This is a genomic window from Streptomyces sp. Je 1-79 (genome assembly GCF_025195125.1).
Taxonomy (GTDB): Bacteria; Actinomycetota; Actinomycetes; order Streptomycetales; family Streptomycetaceae; genus Streptomyces.
The window spans coordinates 388,602-406,565 of the sequence record NZ_JAMGSL010000008.1; the positions used below are offsets into that span (position 1 = coordinate 388,602).

Consider the following 17,964-nt stretch of genomic DNA (forward strand, 5'->3'; position numbering starts at 1 on the left):
GCCGCGGCGCGGTGGTGTAGGCACCCCTGCGCGTGCCGCGGCGCGGTGGTGAGCCGTTCAGGTCGCCGGGATCCTGACGGCCGCGAGGACCGGCAGGTGGTCCGTCGCCGCTCTCAGGTCCGCCGGGTCGAGGTCCTGCGGTACGCCGCAGCCCAGGAACTCCACCCCCTGCGTGGCCAGGATCGCGTCGATGCGCTGGTGCGGGTCGGCGGGCGTCGAGGTGTACTCGCCGCCCCAGGGGCTGACCGCCCAGCCGTCCTGGAGCTCCTTCGCCAGCCGGGTGAAACTCCGGCCGCCGGGGCGCTCGTTGAGGTCTCCGGCCACGATGGTGTGCGGGGCGTCCAGGCCGGCCACCCGGTCGAGGACCATCCCGGCCTGGGCGTACCGCTCCTCGCTCCGCAGGCTCAGGTGACAGCTGATCAGGCCGACCCGGGCGCCCCTGAACCGTACGACGGCGGTGGCGAGACCCCGCCGGTGGAGGCCGGGGCTCAGGGGCAGGAGCACGTCCTCCGTGCGCTCCACGGTCGCCCGCAGCGAGCACATCAGCAGCGGCCCGGCCGCCGTCGCGCCGCCGCTGAGCATGACGAGCTCGCTCTTGGCGGCGAGCCGTGCGGCGTGCTTGCGCCAGCGGAAGAACCGCGGCGCCTCCTGGACGAAGACGAGGTCGGGCGCGCACGCCCGGATGACCCGGGCGAGGGCGTCCTCGTCGTCCCGCATCGAGCGGACGTTGTAGCAGAGGACCCGGACGACGGCCGAACCGTCCGCCTCGGTGCGGGAGTTGGGCAGCGGAGTGATCGCCATGCCAGCAACATACGACACCCGCCCGCCGGTCCCGGAAGGACGCGGCGGGCGGGTGGCGGTGTGCTGTGAAAGCTAGCCCTGGCGGGCCAGGTCGGCCGCGCCGACCAGGCCGGCCTTGCCGCCGAGCTGGGCGGCGAGGACCTGGGCGTGCGGTCGCCACTGGCCGCCGATCAGCCAGCGGCGGAAGGACTTCCGGATCGGCTCCAGGACCAGTTCGCCCTCGTCGGAGACTCCGCCGCCGACGATGAAGGCGGAGGGGTCGAAGAGGGATGCCAGGTCGGCGAGACCGGCGCCGGCCCAGCGGGCCAGCTCGCGGAACGAGTCCACGGCCACCGGGTCCCCGGCGCGCGCCGCCTGGCTGATGTGCTTGCCCTCGATGCCCCCGACGGTGCCGTCGCCGAGACCGAGGAGGACCTCGGCACGCTCGGGCGTGGCGTTGGCGCGCTGCTTGGCGTACCGGACGAGCGCCCGACCGGAGGCGTACTGCTCCCAGCAGCCCTGGCTGCCGCAGCCGCACAGCAGACCGTCCGGGACGACCCGGATGTGGCCGAACTCCGCCGCCACGCCGAAGCGTCCGCGGCGCAGCTTGTTGCCGATGATGATGCCGCCGCCGAGGCCGGTGCCCAGCGTGATGCAGATGACGTCCTCGTGGCCCTTGCCCGCGCCGAACTTGTACTCGCCCCAGGCCGCCGCGTTCGCGTCGTTCTCGACGACGACGGGCAGGCCGACCCGCTGCTCGACCTTGTCCTTCAGCGGCTCGTGCCGCCAGTCGATGTTCGGCGCGAAGAGGACGGTGGCGCGCTTGTCGTCGACGTAGCCCGCGGCACCGATGCCGACAGCCTCGATCTCGTGTCCCTTGCCGGCCTCGGAGACCGCGGCGCAGATCGCGTCGACGATGCCTTCGGGGGTCGGCGGGGTGGGCACCTTGTGCGTGTCGAGGATGTTGCCCTCCTCGTCGACCACGCCGGCCGCGATCTTCGTGCCGCCGATGTCGACGCCGATGGTGAGTCCCATGTGTCCCTCAGTTTTCGGTCGAGCCCCGCTAGGGCCAACCGTACCCGAGGGGGGCGGCCGTCCTGGTCAGTCCAGGTCGATGTGCTGCCCGGTTCCGGGCCCCTCGTCGTCCCTCTTCGGGTCCTCCGGCCGGTCCCGCCGGGCTTCCTTGCGCGGGTCGTCCGGCTCGTCGCGCGTCCAGCGCGTCTCGTGGCCCTCGACCGCGGAGCGGTACGCGGCGAGCAGCTCGTTCCCGGCCGCCGCGAGGTGGTCGAAGACCTGCGGGTTGCGCTCGACGATCGGCTCGACGGCCGCCTTCGCCTGGTTGACGAACTGCTGCACGGTGCCCTGGGCGGCCATGCCCATCAGCGGGTTCCGCAGCGTGGAGACCTTCTCGGCGACGGCGTCGAAGAGCTTGCGGAACTCCTCGGCGGCCGACCCGGGCTCGGCTCCGGCATCGGCGCGGCGGCGGGCCTTCTCGGCCTCCAGGTCCTCGGCGCACGCCTTGGCCCAGGCATCCGAATCGCTCATGGCGTACTCCTTACGGCTTATACCGTCGACGGTACACGCCGTCACGGGGTCTTCGGGGGCTTCGCCGTCTTCGACGCCTTCGGCCAGAGACCGGAGTCCGGGGCGAACCTGACCCGGAGGTCGCCGTCGACGAGGGCGGCGCCGGCGACCGTGCAGCGGCGCAGGGCCGGCGGCAGGGGGACGTTGCGGCGGAACGGTCCGACGGCGAGCAGGAGTTCGTCGCCGCGGCGGACGAGGGACAGCTCGTTCTTGACGGCGCCGGGCAGGGGGATGTGCCAGACGAGGATGCCGTCCTCGGCGCGGCGGTCCTCGACGGTCCACTCGGGGGCGGCCGCGGGCTTCGCGTCGACCGCGAGCAGGGCGAGGTCCTCGGGGCCGCGCGGGTCCCGGCCGAGGTGCGGGAGTGCGTGGACGGCTCCGTCGTGCCCGGTGCGGAGCAGGGTCAGGTGTTCGTGCTGCTGGGCGGTGAGCGCGGCGAACCAGGGGTCGCGCGACTCGGCGGGGAGCAGCTTGTTGGCGACGACGCTCTCGAGGACGAGACCGTGGAGCGCGAGCCCGAGGCGGGCGGTGCGCAGGGTCTCGGCGGCGGCGGGTCCCGGCTCGACGACGAGGGCCACGCCGGTGGTGGGGGCGTCGACGACGGCCTGGACGGCGGCGAGCTCGGCCTCCCAGCGGGCGGTCGTCTCGTAGAGCCACTGCGCGGGCATGGGCACGCCGGCGAGCTGGGCCAGCATGGGGCGCAGGGCGCGGGCGGCCTGCCGTTCGGGCGGCAGAACCCGGCGGAGGTAGCGGCGCAGCTGCTCGGGCAGGGCGAGGAGCGCGAGCGCGTCGGCGAGCGGGGGCAGGTCGACGACGACGAGGTCCCGGTCCTGCGCGGCGGCGTCGCGCAGGGCGCGGAGCAGGGCGAAGGGGGCGCTGCCGGGGAGCTCGGTGAGCTCGGCTTCCTCGAAGGGGGTGGCGCCGAGGAGGTCGAGGGCGGTGGCGGAGCGCTCCTGCAGGGCGAGGAACTCCCGCCGGAAGTCGGCGGCGGGGGTCGGCCGGAGGACGTCCACCCCGAGTCCCTCGTCGGCCTCGCCGGAGACGAGCAGTACGTTCCGCCCCGCCCGGGCCTGGGCGAGGGCGGCGGCGGTGGCGACGGTGGTCCGGCCGGCACCACCGGCGCCGGTGACAAGCATGATCCCCATGGCCGGGAACGTTACCCCCCGCCGCGGGGCGGCTACGCGCCCGATTCGACGCGCTTCTTCAGGCCGGCGAGGGCCCGGTCGATGATGACCTTCTCCGCCTTGCGCTTGATCATGCCGAGCATCGGGATCTTGACGTCCACCGTCAGCTGGTACGTCACCTCGGTGCGGTCGCCGCCGGCCGCGGGGGCCAGTCGGTAGGAGCCGTCGAGCGAGCGGAGCATCTGGGACTTGACCAGCGTCCAGGAGACCTCGTCGTCGCCGGTCCAGGTGTACGCCAGCGTGTGGTCGTCCTTGATCGCGCCCGCGTCGAGCAGCAGCCGGACCTTCTCGGCGCGGCCGGCCTCGTCCTTCTCCAGGACCTCGGCCTCCTTCACCTCGCCCGTCCACTCCGGGTAGCGCGCGAAGTCGGCGATGACGCTCATGACGTCGGCCGGTGCCGCCTCGATGGTGATGCTCGAGCTGGTGTGTTCGGCCATCGTGGTGGTTCCTCCACTGTGCGGTCCGGCGGAAGTCGTGACGGCACGAACGTGCCGACCGAAGGCTATCGCGCCCTCACCGGGGCCCCGTCACCACTCCAGCGTCCACGGCCTGCCCGTCGACGCGGAGTGGCCCACGTTCACGCATTCCGTGGCGCCGATCCGCATGCGCCGGGCCAGCGGCTGGTGGACGTGACCGAAGAGGGCGTACCGCGGCCTCGTGCGCCGGACGGCGTCGAGCAGGGCCCGGCTGCCGCGCTCGAAGCGCCGAGCGACCGTGTCGTACGTCAGCTCCGGCACGTCCGGCGGGATGTGACTGCACAGCACGTCGACCTCGCCGAGCGCCTCGACCTTCGCCGCGTACTCCTCGTCGGAGATCTCGTACGGCGTCCGCATCGGGCTCCGCAGCCCGCCGCCCACGAAGCCGAAGACCAGTCCGCCGAGTTCGACCCGCTCACCGTCCAGGACCGTCGTGCCGGGGCGGGCGTACTCGCTCCACAGCCCCGGGATGTCGACGTTCCCGTAGGTCGCGTACGTCGGGGTCGGGAAGGCCGCGAAGAGCTCTTCGTACTGGCGCCGTACCGCGGACTCGATCGCGGTGTCGCGGTCGACCGCGAGCTCGGCCCAGAGGCGTCGTCCCAGGTCACGGGCTTCGTCGAAGCGGCGGGCGGTGCGCAGTTCGACGATTCTGTCGGCGTTCTCGACGCCGAAGAGGTCGGGGAAGATGCCGCGGCTGTGGTCGGCGTAGTCGAGGAAGAGCACCAGGTCACCGAGACAGACGAGGGCGTCGGCACCCTGTCCCGCCTTGGCGAGGGCCCCGCTGTTCCCGTGTACGTCGCTGACCACGTTGATCCTCATGCGGTTCAGCGTAGGGCGTCGGACCTGCGGTTACTTCCGAGTCCTGAAAGCTGTGGACTACTGTGCGCGAAGCATCGCCACAGCTGTGTGACGCATGGAACATCTGACCAGGACCCCCTATCGGGAACCCAGTACTGATGGGTAACGTCCGGGCAGTCCAGTTGTGCTCACCCCACTGAGCACCTGCCCGATCTTGGACCGCACCGGTGCATTCACACAGAGCCGTGGCGCCGGCGCCCGATGAGGAGCAGCAGTCTTGCGCGAGTTCAGCCTTCCGGCCCTGTACGAGGTCCCCTCGGACGGCAACCTGACGGATCTCATCCGCCGCAACGCCACTCAGCACCCAGACACCGCCGTGATGGGACGCAAGGTGGCCGGCGTCTGGACGGACGTCACCGCCAAGCAGTTCCTCGCCGAGGTCCGCGGGGCCGCGAAGGGTCTGATCGCCGCGGGCGTGGAGCCGGGCGACCGGGTCGCCCTGCTGTCCCGGACGCGGTACGAGTGGGTGCTCCTCGACTTCGCGATCTGGAGCGCGGGCGCCGTGACGGTGCCGGTGTACGAGACGAGCTCGCCGGAGCAGATCCAGTGGATCCTCGGTGACTCGGGCGCCTCCCTCGTCCTCGTCGAGTCCGCGGCCCACCAGGAGTCGGTGGAGTCGGTACGGGCGAACCTGCCGGGCCTCAAGGGCATCCGGCAGATCGAGGCGGACGCCGTCGCGCAGCTCACCGCGGCCGGCGAGGACGTCTCGGACGAGCTCCTCGACGAGCGGATGTCGACCGCGCACGCCGACGACCCGGCGACGATCGTCTACACCTCGGGCACCACCGGCCGCCCCAAGGGCTGTGTGCTGACGCACCGGGCGTTCTTCGCGGAGTGCGGCAACGTGGTGGAGCGCCTGAAGCCGCTCTTCCGTACCGGCGAGTGCTCGGTCCTGCTGTTCCTCCCCGCCGCGCACGTCTTCGGGCGGCTTGTCGAGGTGGCGTCGGTGATGGCGCCGATCAAGCTGGGCTGTGTCCCGGACATCAAGAACCTCACGGACGAGCTGGCGTCGTTCCGGCCCACGCTGATCCTGGGTGTGCCGCGGGTCTTCGAGAAGGTCTACAACTCGGCGCGTGCGAAGGCCCAGGCCGACGGCAAGGGCAAGGTCTTCGACAAGGCGGCGCACACGGCGATCGCGTACAGCCGGGCGATCGGCACGCCGCAGGGTCCGTCCCTCGGTCTGAAGCTCAAGCACAAGGTCTTCGACAAGCTGGTCTTCTCCAAGCTGCGCGCGGTGCTCGGCGGGCGCGGCGAGTACGCGATCTCGGGCGGCGCGCCGCTGGGTGAGCGTCTGGGCCACTTCTTCCGCGGCATCGGCTTCACGGTGCTGGAGGGCTACGGCCTGACGGAGTCGTGCGCGGCGACCGCGTTCAACCCGTGGGACCGGCAGAAGATCGGCACGGTCGGTCAGCCGCTGCCGGGCTCGGTGGTGCGGATCGCCGACGACGGCGAGGTGCTGCTGCACGGCGAGCACATCTTCTCGGGCTACTGGCAGAACGAGGCGGCGACGGCCGAGGCGCTGGCGGACGGCTGGTTCCACACCGGCGACATCGGCACCCTCGACGAGGACGGCTATCTCGCGATCACCGGCCGGAAGAAGGAGATCCTGGTGACGGCGGGCGGCAAGAACGTCGCCCCAGCGGTCATCGAGGACCGGATCCGGGCGCACGCGCTGGTCGCGGAGTGCATGGTGGTGGGCGACGGCCGGCCGTTCGTGGGCGCGCTGGTCACGCTGGACGAGGAGTTCCTCGGCCGCTGGGCGAGCGAGCACGGCAAGCCGGCGGACTCGACCGCGGCGACGCTGCGTGACGACGCGGAGCTGCTCGCGGAGGTCCAGCGGGCGGTGGACGACGGCAACGCGGCGGTGTCCAAGGCCGAGTCGGTCCGGAAGTTCCGCGTCCTGCCGGCCCAGTTCACCGAGGAGGCGGGCCACATCACGCCGTCGCTGAAGCTGAAGCGGAACGTGGTGGCGAAGGACTTCGCGGACGAGATCGAGGCGATCTACCGCGCCTAGGCGGCGCGGTCGTCACCATGGCCTTCTGTGGTTCGGGCCCCTCACCGCGTGCGGTGAGGGGCCCGAACCGCGGGTGCCGGTGGGCGGCCTCTACAGCAGTTCCCTGAGGCGCTCCGCGAGGAGGTCCCAGCGCCAGCGCTCCTCGACCCAGTCGCGGCCACGGGCCCCCATGCGGGCGCGCAGCTCGGGGTCGAGCAGGAGGGTCGCGATGCGGTCGGCCGACTCCTCGGGGGCGTCGCCCCGCACCACCCAGCCCGTCTCGCCGTCCAGGACGGCGTCCGGCGCACCGCCCGAGTCGCCCGCGACGACCGGGAGGCCGGTCGCCGAGGCCTCCAGGTACACGATGCCGAGGCCCTCGACGTCCAGGCCCCCGCGGCGGGTGCGGCAGGGCATCGCGAAGACGTCTCCGGCGCCGTAGTGGGCCGGCAGCTCCTCCCACGGCACGGCGCCGGTGAAGCGTACGGAATCGGCCACCCCGGTCGTCGCCGCGAGCCGCCGCAGGTCCTTCTCGTACGGTCCGCCGCCGACGATCAGCAGCACCGTGCCGGGCACCCGGCGGAGGATCTCCGGCAGGGCGCGGATCAGCGTGTCCTGGCCCTTGCGCGGGACGAGCCGCGAGACGCACACCACCACGGGCCGGTCGGTGAGCCCGAGCCGTTCCCGTACGGCGTCGCCGCCCGAGCCCGGATGGAAGGTCTTCTCGTCCACACCCGGCGGGAGCTGCACCATCCGCCCGGCCGCGGCCGGGGTCAGCGCGGCGGCGATCCGCGAACGCGTGTACTCGCCGAGGTATGTGATCGTGTCCGTGCCCTCGCCGATCCGGCGCAGCAGCTGCCGGGAGCCGGGGAGCTGGGCCCATCCCGCCTCGTGCCCGTGCGTCGTCGCGACGAGCCGTCGCGCGCCGGCCCGGCGCAGAGCGGGCGCCATCAGGCCGAGGGGCGCCGCGGCCCCGAACCAGACCGCTTCGCAGCCGTGCTCGCGCAGCAGCGAGGTCGCCCGCGCGGTGACCCGAGGTGTGGGCAACAGCATGGTGGTGCTGTCCCGCACGACCGTGAAAGGCTGCTCGGCGTCGAACGCGGCGGTCGCCTCGATCCCCTCGCGGCTGCGCTTCCACGTGGAGGCGTAGACCACGATCCGCTCGGGATCGAGACGCAGCGCCATGTTGTGCAGGAACGCCTGGATTCCACCGGGCCGGGGCGGGAAGTCGTTGGTTACGATCAGGGTCTTGTGCATCGTCGCCGAATGTACGTGACGGCACCCCCCGCCCGGCAACACCACCCGTCCGCGGACGCGGACCGAACAGACCGACAGGATGGGACGAGGTAGGCATGACGGGCGTACTGGGTACGGCTGCCGAGCGCGCGAGACGAAACCCCATACTCCTCTGGGGACTCACCCGGATCGTTCTGCTCCTGTGTGTCTTCAAGGTCGTCACGGTCCCGGGGCCGGACATCACCAGTGACATCGAGCAGATCTACCAGGGCTGGTTCGAGGTCCTGAAGACCGGCACGTACCCGCTGGACGACGTGACCTGGCAGTACCCGCCGCTCGCCGCCCTCGCGATCCTCTCCCCCGCGGTCCTGCCGTTCCTGGAGTACTCCGCGGCCTTCTTCGTCCTCGCCTTCCTGTGCGACGCGCTCGTCTTCGGCCTGCTGATGCGCACGGGGCGGCGGCGCGGCCGGCGTCCGCACGGCGCCTGGATCTGGATCGCGGGCGTGCCGCTGCTCGGCCCGACCGCGTACGCCCGCTACGACCTGATGGTCACGGCGGTCGCGGTGGCCGGGCTGCTCGCCGGGGTGACCCGGCCGCGCGTGCTCGGTGCCCTGGCGGGCTTCGGGGCGATGCTGAAGGTCTGGCCGGCGCTGCTGCTCGTCGGCACCCCCCGCGGCCGTGCCACGTTCCGCTCGTGGTCGACGGCGGCCGGCGCGGCGGCCGGGCTGCTGCTGCTGTGTGTGCTCGCGGCCCCCGGGGCGCTGGCGTTCCTGACGTACCAGCGCGACCGGGGCCTGGAGCTCGAGTCCCTGGGAGCGATGGTCTTCCATGTGGCCCGGCACCTCGGCTGGGACGGCGTGGCCCAGATGAACTACGGCTCGATCGAGTTCCTCGGCCCGTACGTCTCCACCGTCGCCACGGCCGCGATGGCCCTGACCATCGGCGCGTTCTGCTGGCTGCTGGTGTGGCGGATCCGCGCCCGGGCGTTCACGACCTCGACCCCGGCGGACGCGGCGTTCGTGGCGGTGCTGCTGTTCACCACCACGAGCCGGGTGATCAGCCCCCAGTACATGCTCTGGCTCGTCGGGCTGGCGGCCGTCTGCATGGCCTACCGGACGAGCCGGATGCGCCGGCCGGCGCACCTGGTGGTGTGGGCGACCGCGGTGACGCAGTTCGAGTTCCCGGTGTGGTTCTCGCATGTGACGGACAGCGACCCGCTGGGCATCGCGCTGCTGCTCATACGGAACGGGCTGCTGGTCGTCGCGTCGGTCTCGGCCTGCCGCGTCCTCTGGCAGCAGACGGTGACCGAGCCGCGGCTCACCCCGGTCAGGATCCCGGCCCAGGCGGAGCCGGAGCGGGAGCGCGCACGGAGCCTGCCGGTCGGCTGAGCAGCGCCCGTACGGCAGTGCGGGGGCCCAAGGGGCCTCCCCTACGCCAGCCGTCCCCGCAAGTGGTCCCGCCAGTCCGCGGTGAACGCCTCCGGGGTCGTGGAGAGGACCTCGGCGAGCGCCTTCTCCACCGCGCCCTCGCGCTGCGGATGGGCCCCCACCGCGCGGTAGAACGCGATGAGCTTCGGCTCGCCCCAGCGCTCCGCGATCAGGCCGCAAGCCAGCCAGCCGCCCTCGTACGCGCGGGCCAGGGCTTCCGCGTCGCTGCCGAAGGCGAAGGCCTTGTCGTCCGGGAGGGCCCAGGGGACGTCGCCCTCACGGACCGCGCGGCGCAGCTCCGGGGCCGCCTGGGCGGCGGTACGGCCGGTGTCGCGGTACGCCACCCAGTCGGCGAAGCCCTCGGACAGCCAGACCGGGGTGGAGGCGGAGGTGGCGGCGCGGGTCGCCACATGGGTGGTCTCGTGGGTGAGGACGATCTGCTGCCCGAACTCCCCGAGGACTCCGTACGCCTCGGGGTTGACGATCACCCGGTCCGCGGGCGCGTCCGGCCCGCCGCCGACCTCCCCGGTCGTGACGGCCGCTATCCCCCGGTACGAGGCCGCCGGCGCCCCGAGCAGCCCGCCCATCCCCTTCAGCGAGGCGGGGACGAGGACGACGACCCGGTCCGCCCACTTCTCCGGCCAGGCCGCCGAGACCGCGGGGACCGCCCGGTCCGCCGCCGCGGCGATCGCCTTCAGCCGCTCCTCCGGCTGCCCGACGCCGAGGACGAGGCTGCGCCCTCCCCGTACCGCCTCCACCTCGCCCTGCTCCCACAGCTGCTGGGCGGCGCCCTCGGCCGGCCGGTCGCCGGTCACGTACCACCGGCCGTCCCGCTCGGCCAGCTCCAGGACGCGTTCGGTGGTGACGGGTCCGGAGTCGTGGCCGGCGACCCGGTGGCTCAGTTCGGCGCGGACGGTCGCCCGGCCTTCGCCGCCCCCGTCCCCGCCCTGCCGCTCGACGGCCTTGAGCCGGTAGCCCCACGAGGCGAGCGGCACCTCGGCCAGCCGGTCGAACTCCCGGAGCGCGGTGGGCGCGAACGCGGGATCGAGCCCCACGGCGTAGGCCGCCTCGTCGCGGGCGAGCAGCGCCCGCGCGTGCCTGTCGAGGAGCGTCCGGATCTCCTGGGGCGCGGGATCGACCGGTCCCGGAGCCGCGCACCCGGCGAGGGCGAGCAGCGCGAGCAGCAGACAGGCCGCCGCCCTCCGCACCGCTCCGCACCCCTGACCTGCCACGCTCCCGATCGTACGGGCAGTCGAGCGGACAGGTGTCCGGTCAGACCCGCGTCACCGTCACGTGGGACATCATCCCGACCGGGTCGTAGCGCACCCGCGCGCCGGGATAGGGGGCGTGGATGACCTGTCCGCCGCCCGCGTAGATCCCGACATGGCTGGCGTCGCCGCGGTACGTCACGAGGTCGCCCGGCTGCGCCTGTGAGAGCGGCACCTGCCGTCCCGCGTACCGCTGCGCCGCCGAGGTACGCGGCAGGCTGATCCCGGCCTGCCGGTACGACCAGACCATGAGGCCCGAGCAGTCGAAGGCGGACGGTCCGGTCGCGCCCCACACGTAGGGCTTGCCGATGGCGCTGCGCGCGGCGATCACCGCGGCGGCGGCCCGCGAGGAGGCCGGGCCGAGGTCGGCGAGGGGCGGCAGCTCCGCGTCGAGTCCGCCACGGTCCGAACGGGAGGCCCGGCCCTCGAAGTCCGCCCGCTCCTCGTCGGTCAGCGACTGCAGCAGCCGGCGGGCCTCGGCGAGCTTCCGCTCGACGGTGCGCTTGTGGCGGGCGACCTGGGTCCGGCTCCGCTCCAGCTCGACGAGGAGCCGGCCGGCCTCGGTCCGCTCCTGGTGCAGCCGGCGCTGCTCGTGCTGGAGTTGGCCGAGGGCGACACCCTGCCGGGCGGCCACCCGGTCGAGGACGGACGCCCGGTCGAGGTACGTGTCGGGGTCGGAGGAGAGCAGCAGCGCGAGGGCCGGGTCGATCCCGCCGGAGCGGTACTGGGCGCCGGCCACCGAACCGAGCGCGCCCCGCATGCGGTTGATGCGCTCCTGGCCGCGCGCCACGCTGTCCTTCGCCCGGGAGACCGTGACCCGGAGCTCGTCCGCCCGCTCGTCGGCCTTGTTGTAGCCCTCCGTGGCCCGTTCGGCCTCCTCGAAGAGCCGGTCGACCGTGGCGCGGGTCGTCTCCGGGGTGCCGCTCGGGTCGGCGCTCGCGGGGACGGCGCCGAAGGCCGCGGCCGCGGTGGCCGCGGCGGCGGTCAGGACGGTGACCCTCGCAGGTCGTCGGTGGGACGCCACGTATCGCGCTCCGTTCGGTGTTACCCAGACTGGCGCGGCAGACAGTAGCGGGTGATCACTCCCCGTCCAACGAAGCTGTCGGCCACGCAAAGTGACGCCCCGCCGGAGACCACAGGTCACCAGCGGGGCGTCACGTCAGCGAAGGATGCGACATTCCACCCGATTGGGCGTCATGTCGGAGCGCGGCGGATACGTCAGATGCGCACGCCGAACTGGAAGGTGCCCATGTAGCTCATCGACTCGTAGCGGACCGAGGCGCCCGGCTTGGGGGCGTGCAGGATCGTGTTGTTGCCCGCGTACAGACCCACGTGCGAAAGGCCGTTGAAGAAGACCAGGTCGCCCGGCTTGAGCTGGCTGCGGCCGATCTTCACACCGTCGTTCTGCTGCGTGTAGGTGGTGCGGGTGAGCCTGACGCCGGCCTGGCGGTACGCCCACTGCGTCAGACCGGAGCAGTCGTACGAGTTGGGGCCCTCGGCGCCGGAGACGTACGGCTTGCCGATCTGGGTGGCGGCGGCGCTGAGCGCGGCGGCACCGCGCTGCGAGGCCGGGACCTCGTTGCCGAGGTCGACGCGGTCGCCGGCGGCGCGGCTGGCGCGCTGCTCCTCGTCCTGCATCTTGGCGCGCTCGGCGGCGGTGAGGGTGTTGAGCAGCTTCCGCGCCTCGGCGAGCTTGCCCTGGAAGGTCTTCTTCTTCTCACCGAGGGTCTTGCGGACGTCCTCGAGGTCGGAGAGCTTCGTCGTCGCCTCGGCGCGCTGCTGGGCGAGGGTCCGCTGCTTGGCCTGGATCGACTGGAGCACGTCGGCCTGCTTGGCGCCGAGCTGGTCGATCGCGGACGCCTTGTCGAGGTAGGTGTCCGGGTCGGCGGAGAGGAAGAGCTGGAGGGCGGGGTCGATGCCACCGGAGCGGTACTGCGCGCTGGCGACCGAACCGATGTTGTTCCGCAGGGTGTTGAGCTCCTGCTGGCCGCGCGCCACCTTGTCCTGGAGGGTGCCGATCTCCTCCTGCAGCTTGCCGCGGCGCTCCTCGGCCAGGTTGTACTGCTCCGTGGCCTCCTCGGCCTCGTGGTGCAGCTTGTCGACCTTCGACTTCACGTCGTCGATCTTCGGCTTCGGAGCCGCCTGGGCGCCGGACTGGACGGAGAGCGCGACGGCCGCGGCGGCGGTCGCGGTGAGCACGGTCACACGGGTGCGGCTCGGCTGCTTGGGACGACGGTGGGACGCCACGAAGGCGAGCTCCTTCTTCCTCGAGCCGCCCAACCAGGCTGCGGCAGGCGGTTCCTCCGCTGCCATCCCGGATGGATGATCAACCGTGCGAAGGTTCGAGGCCTGACCCTAGTGACCATCTTGTGATCAGTTCAAATCCTCATGAGCAAAATCTCGCGCACACGGCACTTTATTTACACACATCACACGGGCAGTGACCGGCACTTGACCGTGCGCCCTCCAGGATTCGGGCATTACGCCCAGGAGTTGCAAGCCGTCACGACATGCGCGAAAGCCGCTTGAGCAACAATGCGGACGCGACCGGCCGCGCACCCGCCTTGGCGACTCCGTCGGCCACCTCGCGGTCGGTGGAGACCACGACGACCGGGCGGCCCGGCGGCTCGGCGCGCACCAGCTGACGGATCAACTCGTCGGCCGTCACACCGGGCTTGGAGAACAGCACCCGCACACCGCGCGGCGGTGCGAGGAGCACCGGCGCGGCGAGCTCCGCCCCGTCGAAGACACAGGTGACCTCGGCGCCCGAGCGGGCCGCCAGCGCGGAGAGCCCGCCGAGCAGCCGCAGCCGCTGCTTCTCCAGCGGCATCGTCGGATAGCCGGTCTTGGTGACGTTGTAGCCGTCCACGACCAGATGCGTCTGCGGCAGCGCCAGGAGCTGGTCCAGGAGCGCGGGGTCGGTCTCGGAGAGCGCGCGGGCCGCGATGTCCTTCGGCGACATCCGGCCGGGCTCCACCGCGTCGACGGTGTCGGCGGGGTGGACGGAGACGGGCGGCAGGGCCAGTTCGCGCCGCAGCCCCTGCGCGGCGTCGAGCACCGTGTCGAGCAGCAGCCGCAGCCGCATGTCCTCCACCGAGCGCCCCTCACGGGCGGCGCGACGGCTGGTCTCCAGCGCGGCCTCGACCTCGCCGAGCCGGGCCTTCAGACGGCGGGTCTCGCTCTCGGCGGCCGAAACCTGCGCCGCCGCCTCCGCCTTGACCGTGTCGATCTCGGCGTGGCTGCGGCGCAGCGCGGCCTCCCCGCGCTTCACGTCGCTCTGCGCGCTGCGCAGTTTGCGGTGAAGCGATTCCGCTTCCTTGCGGGCCGCCTCCAGGTCGTGGCGCAGCTCCTCGGTCTCCGCGCGGCCGCGCTCCCTGGCGGTGGCGACCTCCTCGCGCAACCGCTCGAGCTCGCGACGGCCGGCCTCGTCGGCCCGCTCGGCGTCCGCCCGCTGGGCCTCCTCGCCCGCGGCGGCGACCAGCTTCACCCAGCCGGCCGGGCGCAGCACGTAGGCGGCCGCGGCGACGTCGACGGGGTCGGCCGCGGCGGGTGGGGCGCCGGACTCGACGGCGCCCGCCAGCTCCGGCTCCGCCTCCTTGAACCGCTCGCCGATCCGCTGCCGGAACAGCGGATCGCTCTCCAGGGCGGCGGCCATGGCGTTGCCCGCGAACTTGGCCCGCCGGCTCGCGGTGAAGCGGGCGTACTGCCTCAGAGGTGCCGGAAGCTCGGCGACGGTGAGCCCGCCGAAGGCGTCAGAGACCAGCGCGACGACCCTGCGCCGCACACCGTCCGGCAGCGGGCGGTCGAGCGCCTCGGCAGCGTCACCTGCCGCGCCGGCCGGTTCACCACCGTGCGCGGGCTGCTCCACGTTGCGTCACCCCATCGTGTTGCGCACCGCCGCCGTCAGGAAGCGGTGCCGGGCCTGTCCACCAGTTCGATCTGATCCACCGCGTTGCACCAGCGGCAGCGGACCGACTCGATGGTCTCACTGACCACCTCGCGCTCCTCGACCTTCGGCTCTCCCGCGAGATCCAGATGGACGTACTCGACGACCTTGGAGGAGCGGGTGACATCGAACCGGGTCAGGTTGCCGCACAGGGTGCAGCGCCAGCGGGTCTCGGCGGTCGGCAGGGGAACCGTCGTCATCGTGCCGTCCTCTTTCGTGTGCGTGATGCGGGGTGCGGGTGCCGCGGTGCGCCGTTGAACTGCGGAGGTACTGCCCGTAACCCTACGGCCTCGCGGGTACCCCGTGTCGCGGCGAGGCACTCTGTCCAGGTCGGCCCTGGTACGCCATGATCTGTCCATGATCGACAGGCGGCGGATCGACTGGCGGGGAGCGGTGCTCGGGGCGTGGCGGGGCACCTGGAGCGGCCCCACGGTGACGTACGCCCTGATCGCCGCCTGCTGCTTCACCTTCGTGATCAGCCCGGTCTCGGGCCTCAATCCGGTCTACGGGACCGGGGACACGGCCCTCGCGGCGCAGAGCGCGTACTTCCACCGCTGGGGAGTCGTACCGGCCGAGCTGATGACCAGTGAGCCGCGCACCCTGCTCACCCCGCTGACCGCCCTCTTCGTCCACGGCTCCTGGCTGCACCTGCTCGGGAACATGCTCTTCCTCTTCGTCTTCGGCGCCATGGCGGAGGAGCGGATGGGGCCATTCGCTTTCGCCCTCTTCTATCTGGGCTGCGGCTATCTGGCGCTGCTCGGCTACGCGGCGGCGCACGCGAGCAGCGAGCAGACGCTGGTGGGGGCGTCGGGGGCGATCTCGGGGGTCCTCGGGGCGTTCCTGTATCTCTTCCCGCGCTCCCGGGTGACCAGCCTGTTCCCCTTCCTCTTCTTCCTGCCGCTGCGGTTTCCCGCCTGGATCGTGCTGGTCTTCTGGTTCGTCCTGCAGTGGCTCGCGGCCCGCTCGGCCGGGGCGGGGCCCGGTGTCGCCTACCTGGCGCACGTGGTGGGGTTCGCCGTCGGCTTCCTCTACGCCTGGGGCCGCTACCGGGGTGGGGATACAGTGAAGTCCCCAGCCGCGGCGACCGAGGGAGAAAGCCAGCCGTGATCACCGCGATCGTGCTCATCAAGACCAGCGTGGACCGCATCCCCGAGATCGCGGAGTCGATCGCCGCGCTCGACAGCGTCAGCGAGGTCTTCTCGGTGACCGGCACGTACGACCTGATCGCCATGGTCCGCGTGCCCCGGCACGACGACCTGGCGGACGTCATCCCCGGCAAGATCAGCAAGATCCCCGGTGTGGAGGCGACGGACACGCACGTGGCGTTCCGTACGTACTCCCAGCACGACCTGGAAGCGGCCTTCGCCATCGGCCTGGAGTCCTGACGAAGGGGGCCCCGACAGGAGGCCCCCTTCACCCGTACGAGTGGGTACTCAGCCGCGGTCCGGCACGCAACGGCCGTCCTCGGTGCGGTACTTCCACTGCGCGCCGTCGCGGACGAGCTCCTTCACGGCCCGCACGAAACGCTCCACGTGCTCGTCGGGCGTACCGGCGCCGAAGCTGACGCGGATGGCGTTGAGGGACTTCTCGCCGGGCGCGGCCTCGGGGGCGCCGCACTCGCCCTGGGTCTGCGGGTCGCTGCCGAGCAGGGTGCGGACCAGCGGGTGGGCGCAGAAGAGGCCGTCGCGGACACCGATGCCGTACTCGGCGGAGAGCGCGGCGGCGAAGTGGGAGCTGTTCCAGCCCTCGACGACGAAGGAGATGACGCCGACGCGCGGGGAGTCGTCGCCGAAGAGCGAGAGCACCTTCACCTCGGGGACTTCGGCGAGGCCCTCCCGGACCGTGTCGATCAGGTGCCTCTCACGGGCGACGAGGGTGTCGAACCCGGCCTCGGTGAGCGCCTTGCAGGCGGAGGCGATGGAGTAGACGCCGATGACGTTCGGCGAACCGGCCTCGTGGCGGGCGGCGGTGGTGTGCCACTCGACGTCGACACCGCCGTCGGCGCGGCGGGCGACCTTCTTGGAAGCGCCGCCGCCGGCGAGGTACGGCTCGGCCTCCTGGAGCCAGTCGGCGCGGCCGGCGAGGACGCCGGAGCCGAACGGGGCGTACAGCTTGTGACCGGAGAAGGCGACCCAGTCGACGTCCAACTCCCGTACGGACACGGCGTGGTGGGGCGCGAGCTGGGCGGCGTCGAGGACGATCCGGGCGCCGTGCGCGTGCGCGGCGGCGGCCAGTTCCTTCACCGGCCACAGCTCGCCGGTGACGTTGGAAGCGCCCGTGACACAGACGAGGGCGGGGCCGTAAGGGTCGCGGTCGGCGAGGGCGCGCTCCAGGGTCTCGACGGCCTGGGCGTGTGTGCGCGGGGCGTTGAGGTAGGTGACCCGGGCGTCCTTCCACGGCAGGAGCGAGGCGTGGTGCTCGGTCTCGAAGACGAAGACCTCGCAACCGGCGGGGATCACGGCGGCGAGCAGGTTGAGCGAGTCGGTGGTGGAGCGGGTGAAGACGACCTGGTCGCCGGGGCGGCAGTCGAGGAACTCGGAGACGGTGACCCGGCTGCTCTCGAAGAGGTCGGTGGAGAGCTGCGAGAGGTACCCGGCGCCGCGGTGGACGCTGCCGTAGTACGGGGCGTACGCGGCGACGTCGTCCCAGACCCGCTGCAGGGCCGGCGCGCTGGCGGCGTAGTCGAGCGCGGCGTAGGTGACCTCGCCCCCGGTCACGAGCGGAACGGTGACGTCCCGCCCGAGGACCGGGAGCGGGGCGGCACAGCAGGGGTCGGCGGCCTCGGAGTCGGTGACGGTGGCGGCAGCGGCGTTCGGGTACGCGGACATGGCGGTATCTCCTGGCAGGAAGGGCAGCGAAGGGCCCGCAGGGCAGCGCGAAGTGGGGTGCCGCATACGGGTGTGGCCTCGACGCACGGTGTTCGTGCGGAGGATGGGAAAGGGGGCCGAAGGCCCTAGCGCATTCGCTTGCTCACGAGACTGCTCCCTTGAGGACCAGGACCCCAGGGTGTCTCAGGGGTCCGCGCTTGCCGTAGACCTCGCTGCCTACGGCCTGGTCTTCACCCGGGGCACCCCGCCACGGACGGAGGGTTGCCGGACAGCAAGCCGGGGCTTCGTAGCTGTCACTCATGACCTGCCCAGAAGCTATGCCACGTGATCGCGTCGGCGCAACCCGTGTCCGGAATCCGGGACGTGAAAAGGGCCCGACATCTGTCG

Annotated in this window: 17 protein-coding genes and 1 riboswitch; of the genes, 4 read left to right on the forward strand and 13 right to left on the reverse strand. The window is 72.4% G+C overall.

The features are described from left to right. Nucleotides 1-57: 57 nt before the first annotated feature. The 6 genes from M5362_RS19290 to M5362_RS19315 form a co-directional block, all read right to left on the reverse strand. On the reverse strand, nucleotides 58-801 hold the full coding sequence (locus M5362_RS19290; protein ID WP_260228837.1) for an endonuclease/exonuclease/phosphatase family protein: 744 nt from the start codon (nucleotides 799-801) through the stop codon (nucleotides 58-60). A gap of 72 nt (nucleotides 802-873) precedes the next feature. Continuing rightward, nucleotides 874-1,815: an ROK family glucokinase gene (locus tag M5362_RS19295; protein ID WP_260228838.1), complete on the reverse strand. Its 942-nt coding sequence runs from the start codon at nucleotides 1,813-1,815 to the stop codon at nucleotides 874-876. 66 nt (nucleotides 1,816-1,881) lie between these two features. Then, nucleotides 1,882-2,325 carry a DUF5304 domain-containing protein gene (locus tag M5362_RS19300; protein WP_260228840.1) on the reverse strand — a complete coding sequence of 148 codons (444 nt, stop codon included), beginning with the start codon at nucleotides 2,323-2,325 and terminating at the stop codon, nucleotides 1,882-1,884. 41 nt (nucleotides 2,326-2,366) lie between these two features. Further along, nucleotides 2,367-3,509 carry an ArsA-related P-loop ATPase gene (locus M5362_RS19305; protein WP_260228841.1) on the reverse strand — a complete coding sequence of 381 codons (1,143 nt, stop codon included), beginning with the start codon at nucleotides 3,507-3,509 and terminating at the stop codon, nucleotides 2,367-2,369. A gap of 32 nt (nucleotides 3,510-3,541) precedes the next feature. After that, the gene (locus M5362_RS19310) at nucleotides 3,542-3,985 is read right to left on the reverse strand and encodes an SRPBCC family protein (RefSeq protein WP_260228842.1); all 444 of its coding nucleotides are present in this window, start codon (nucleotides 3,983-3,985) and stop codon (nucleotides 3,542-3,544) included. Between the two features lie 90 nt (nucleotides 3,986-4,075). Then, nucleotides 4,076-4,843 (reverse strand): metallophosphoesterase, encoded by a 768-nt coding sequence (locus tag M5362_RS19315; RefSeq protein WP_260228843.1) that lies wholly within the window; start codon nucleotides 4,841-4,843, stop codon nucleotides 4,076-4,078. A gap of 256 nt (nucleotides 4,844-5,099) precedes the next feature. Between M5362_RS19315 and M5362_RS19320 the strand changes: the two genes are divergently transcribed. Beyond that, nucleotides 5,100-6,896 (forward strand): long-chain fatty acid--CoA ligase, encoded by a 1,797-nt coding sequence (locus M5362_RS19320; RefSeq protein ID WP_260228844.1) that lies wholly within the window; start codon nucleotides 5,100-5,102, stop codon nucleotides 6,894-6,896. Between the two features lie 90 nt (nucleotides 6,897-6,986). Here the strand turns inward: M5362_RS19320 and M5362_RS19325 are convergent, their stop codons facing one another. Further along, nucleotides 6,987-8,129, reverse strand: coding sequence for a glycosyltransferase family 4 protein (locus M5362_RS19325; RefSeq protein ID WP_260228845.1), 1,143 nt, complete (start codon nucleotides 8,127-8,129; stop codon nucleotides 6,987-6,989). A gap of 95 nt (nucleotides 8,130-8,224) precedes the next feature. On the opposite strand from M5362_RS19325, the gene M5362_RS19330 reads away from it, so the two are divergent. Further along, nucleotides 8,225-9,496 carry a glycosyltransferase family 87 protein gene (locus tag M5362_RS19330; RefSeq protein ID WP_260228846.1) on the forward strand — a complete coding sequence of 424 codons (1,272 nt, stop codon included), beginning with the start codon at nucleotides 8,225-8,227 and terminating at the stop codon, nucleotides 9,494-9,496. Between the two features lie 41 nt (nucleotides 9,497-9,537). Here M5362_RS19330 and M5362_RS19335 read toward each other — a convergent pair whose 3' ends face one another. The 5 genes from M5362_RS19335 to M5362_RS19355 all read right to left on the reverse strand — a co-directional run bounded on the left by M5362_RS19335 (nucleotide 9,538) and on the right by M5362_RS19355 (nucleotide 14,949). Further along, nucleotides 9,538-10,767: a hypothetical protein gene (locus M5362_RS19335; protein ID WP_260228847.1), complete on the reverse strand. Its 1,230-nt coding sequence runs from the start codon at nucleotides 10,765-10,767 to the stop codon at nucleotides 9,538-9,540. 40 nt (nucleotides 10,768-10,807) lie between these two features. Continuing rightward, nucleotides 10,808-11,827 (reverse strand): NlpC/P60 family protein, encoded by a 1,020-nt coding sequence (locus M5362_RS19340; protein ID WP_260228848.1) that lies wholly within the window; start codon nucleotides 11,825-11,827, stop codon nucleotides 10,808-10,810. 194 nt (nucleotides 11,828-12,021) lie between these two features. Next, on the reverse strand, nucleotides 12,022-13,050 hold the full coding sequence (locus M5362_RS19345) for a C40 family peptidase (RefSeq protein ID WP_260228849.1): 1,029 nt from the start codon (nucleotides 13,048-13,050) through the stop codon (nucleotides 12,022-12,024). Between the two features lie 256 nt (nucleotides 13,051-13,306). Beyond that, nucleotides 13,307-14,671 (reverse strand): NYN domain-containing protein, encoded by a 1,365-nt coding sequence (locus tag M5362_RS19350; RefSeq protein WP_260228850.1) that lies wholly within the window; start codon nucleotides 14,669-14,671, stop codon nucleotides 13,307-13,309. Nucleotides 14,672-14,706: 35 nt separating this feature from the next. Next, nucleotides 14,707-14,949 carry a hypothetical protein gene (locus M5362_RS19355; protein ID WP_260228851.1) on the reverse strand — a complete coding sequence of 81 codons (243 nt, stop codon included), beginning with the start codon at nucleotides 14,947-14,949 and terminating at the stop codon, nucleotides 14,707-14,709. A 157-nt stretch (nucleotides 14,950-15,106) separates the two neighbouring features. Here M5362_RS19355 and M5362_RS19360 point away from each other — a divergent pair, with 157 nt between their 5' ends. Together M5362_RS19360 and M5362_RS19365 are read left to right on the forward strand one after the other, a co-directional pair. Continuing rightward, a complete protein-coding gene (locus tag M5362_RS19360) occupies nucleotides 15,107-15,856 on the forward strand; it encodes a rhomboid family intramembrane serine protease (RefSeq protein ID WP_260228852.1) in 750 nt (249 codons plus the stop codon). Beyond that, nucleotides 15,853-16,134 carry an Lrp/AsnC family transcriptional regulator gene (locus M5362_RS19365; RefSeq protein WP_260228853.1) on the forward strand — a complete coding sequence of 94 codons (282 nt, stop codon included), beginning with the start codon at nucleotides 15,853-15,855 and terminating at the stop codon, nucleotides 16,132-16,134. The genes M5362_RS19360 and M5362_RS19365 overlap by 4 nt, the downstream gene beginning before the upstream one ends. A 48-nt stretch (nucleotides 16,135-16,182) precedes the next feature. On the opposite strand, the gene M5362_RS19370 is transcribed toward M5362_RS19365, so the two are convergent. Next, complete coding sequence (locus M5362_RS19370; RefSeq protein WP_260228854.1) at nucleotides 16,183-17,577, reverse strand: aminotransferase class V-fold PLP-dependent enzyme; 1,395 nt, start codon at nucleotides 17,575-17,577, stop codon at nucleotides 16,183-16,185. Nucleotides 17,578-17,765: 188 nt separating this feature from the next. After that, a riboswitch (SAM riboswitch) is annotated at nucleotides 17,766-17,882 on the reverse strand. Nucleotides 17,883-17,964: the final 82 nt, after the last annotated feature.

Bases quoted from the DNA above. Each gene is read 5' to 3' on its own strand.
- M5362_RS19305 (WP_260228841.1), bottom strand. From the start codon at position 3,509: ATGGGGATCATGCTTGTCACCGGCGCCGGTGGTGCCGGCCGGACCACC.
- M5362_RS19290 (WP_260228837.1), bottom strand. From the start codon at position 801: ATGGCGATCACTCCGCTGCCCAACTCCCGCACCGAGGCGGACGGTTCG.
- M5362_RS19360 (WP_260228852.1), top strand. From the start codon at position 15,107: ATGATCGACAGGCGGCGGATCGACTGGCGGGGAGCGGTGCTCGGGGCG.
- M5362_RS19300 (WP_260228840.1), bottom strand. From the start codon at position 2,325: ATGAGCGATTCGGATGCCTGGGCCAAGGCGTGCGCCGAGGACCTGGAG.
- M5362_RS19325 (WP_260228845.1), bottom strand. From the start codon at position 8,129: ATGCACAAGACCCTGATCGTAACCAACGACTTCCCGCCCCGGCCCGGT.
- M5362_RS19310 (WP_260228842.1), bottom strand. From the start codon at position 3,985: ATGGCCGAACACACCAGCTCGAGCATCACCATCGAGGCGGCACCGGCC.
- M5362_RS19315 (WP_260228843.1), bottom strand. From the start codon at position 4,843: ATGAGGATCAACGTGGTCAGCGACGTACACGGGAACAGCGGGGCCCTC.
- M5362_RS19295 (WP_260228838.1), bottom strand. From the start codon at position 1,815: ATGGGACTCACCATCGGCGTCGACATCGGCGGCACGAAGATCGCGGCC.
- M5362_RS19330 (WP_260228846.1), top strand. From the start codon at position 8,225: ATGACGGGCGTACTGGGTACGGCTGCCGAGCGCGCGAGACGAAACCCC.
- M5362_RS19355 (WP_260228851.1), bottom strand. From the start codon at position 14,949: ATGACGACGGTTCCCCTGCCGACCGCCGAGACCCGCTGGCGCTGCACC.
- M5362_RS19370 (WP_260228854.1), bottom strand. From the start codon at position 17,577: ATGTCCGCGTACCCGAACGCCGCTGCCGCCACCGTCACCGACTCCGAG.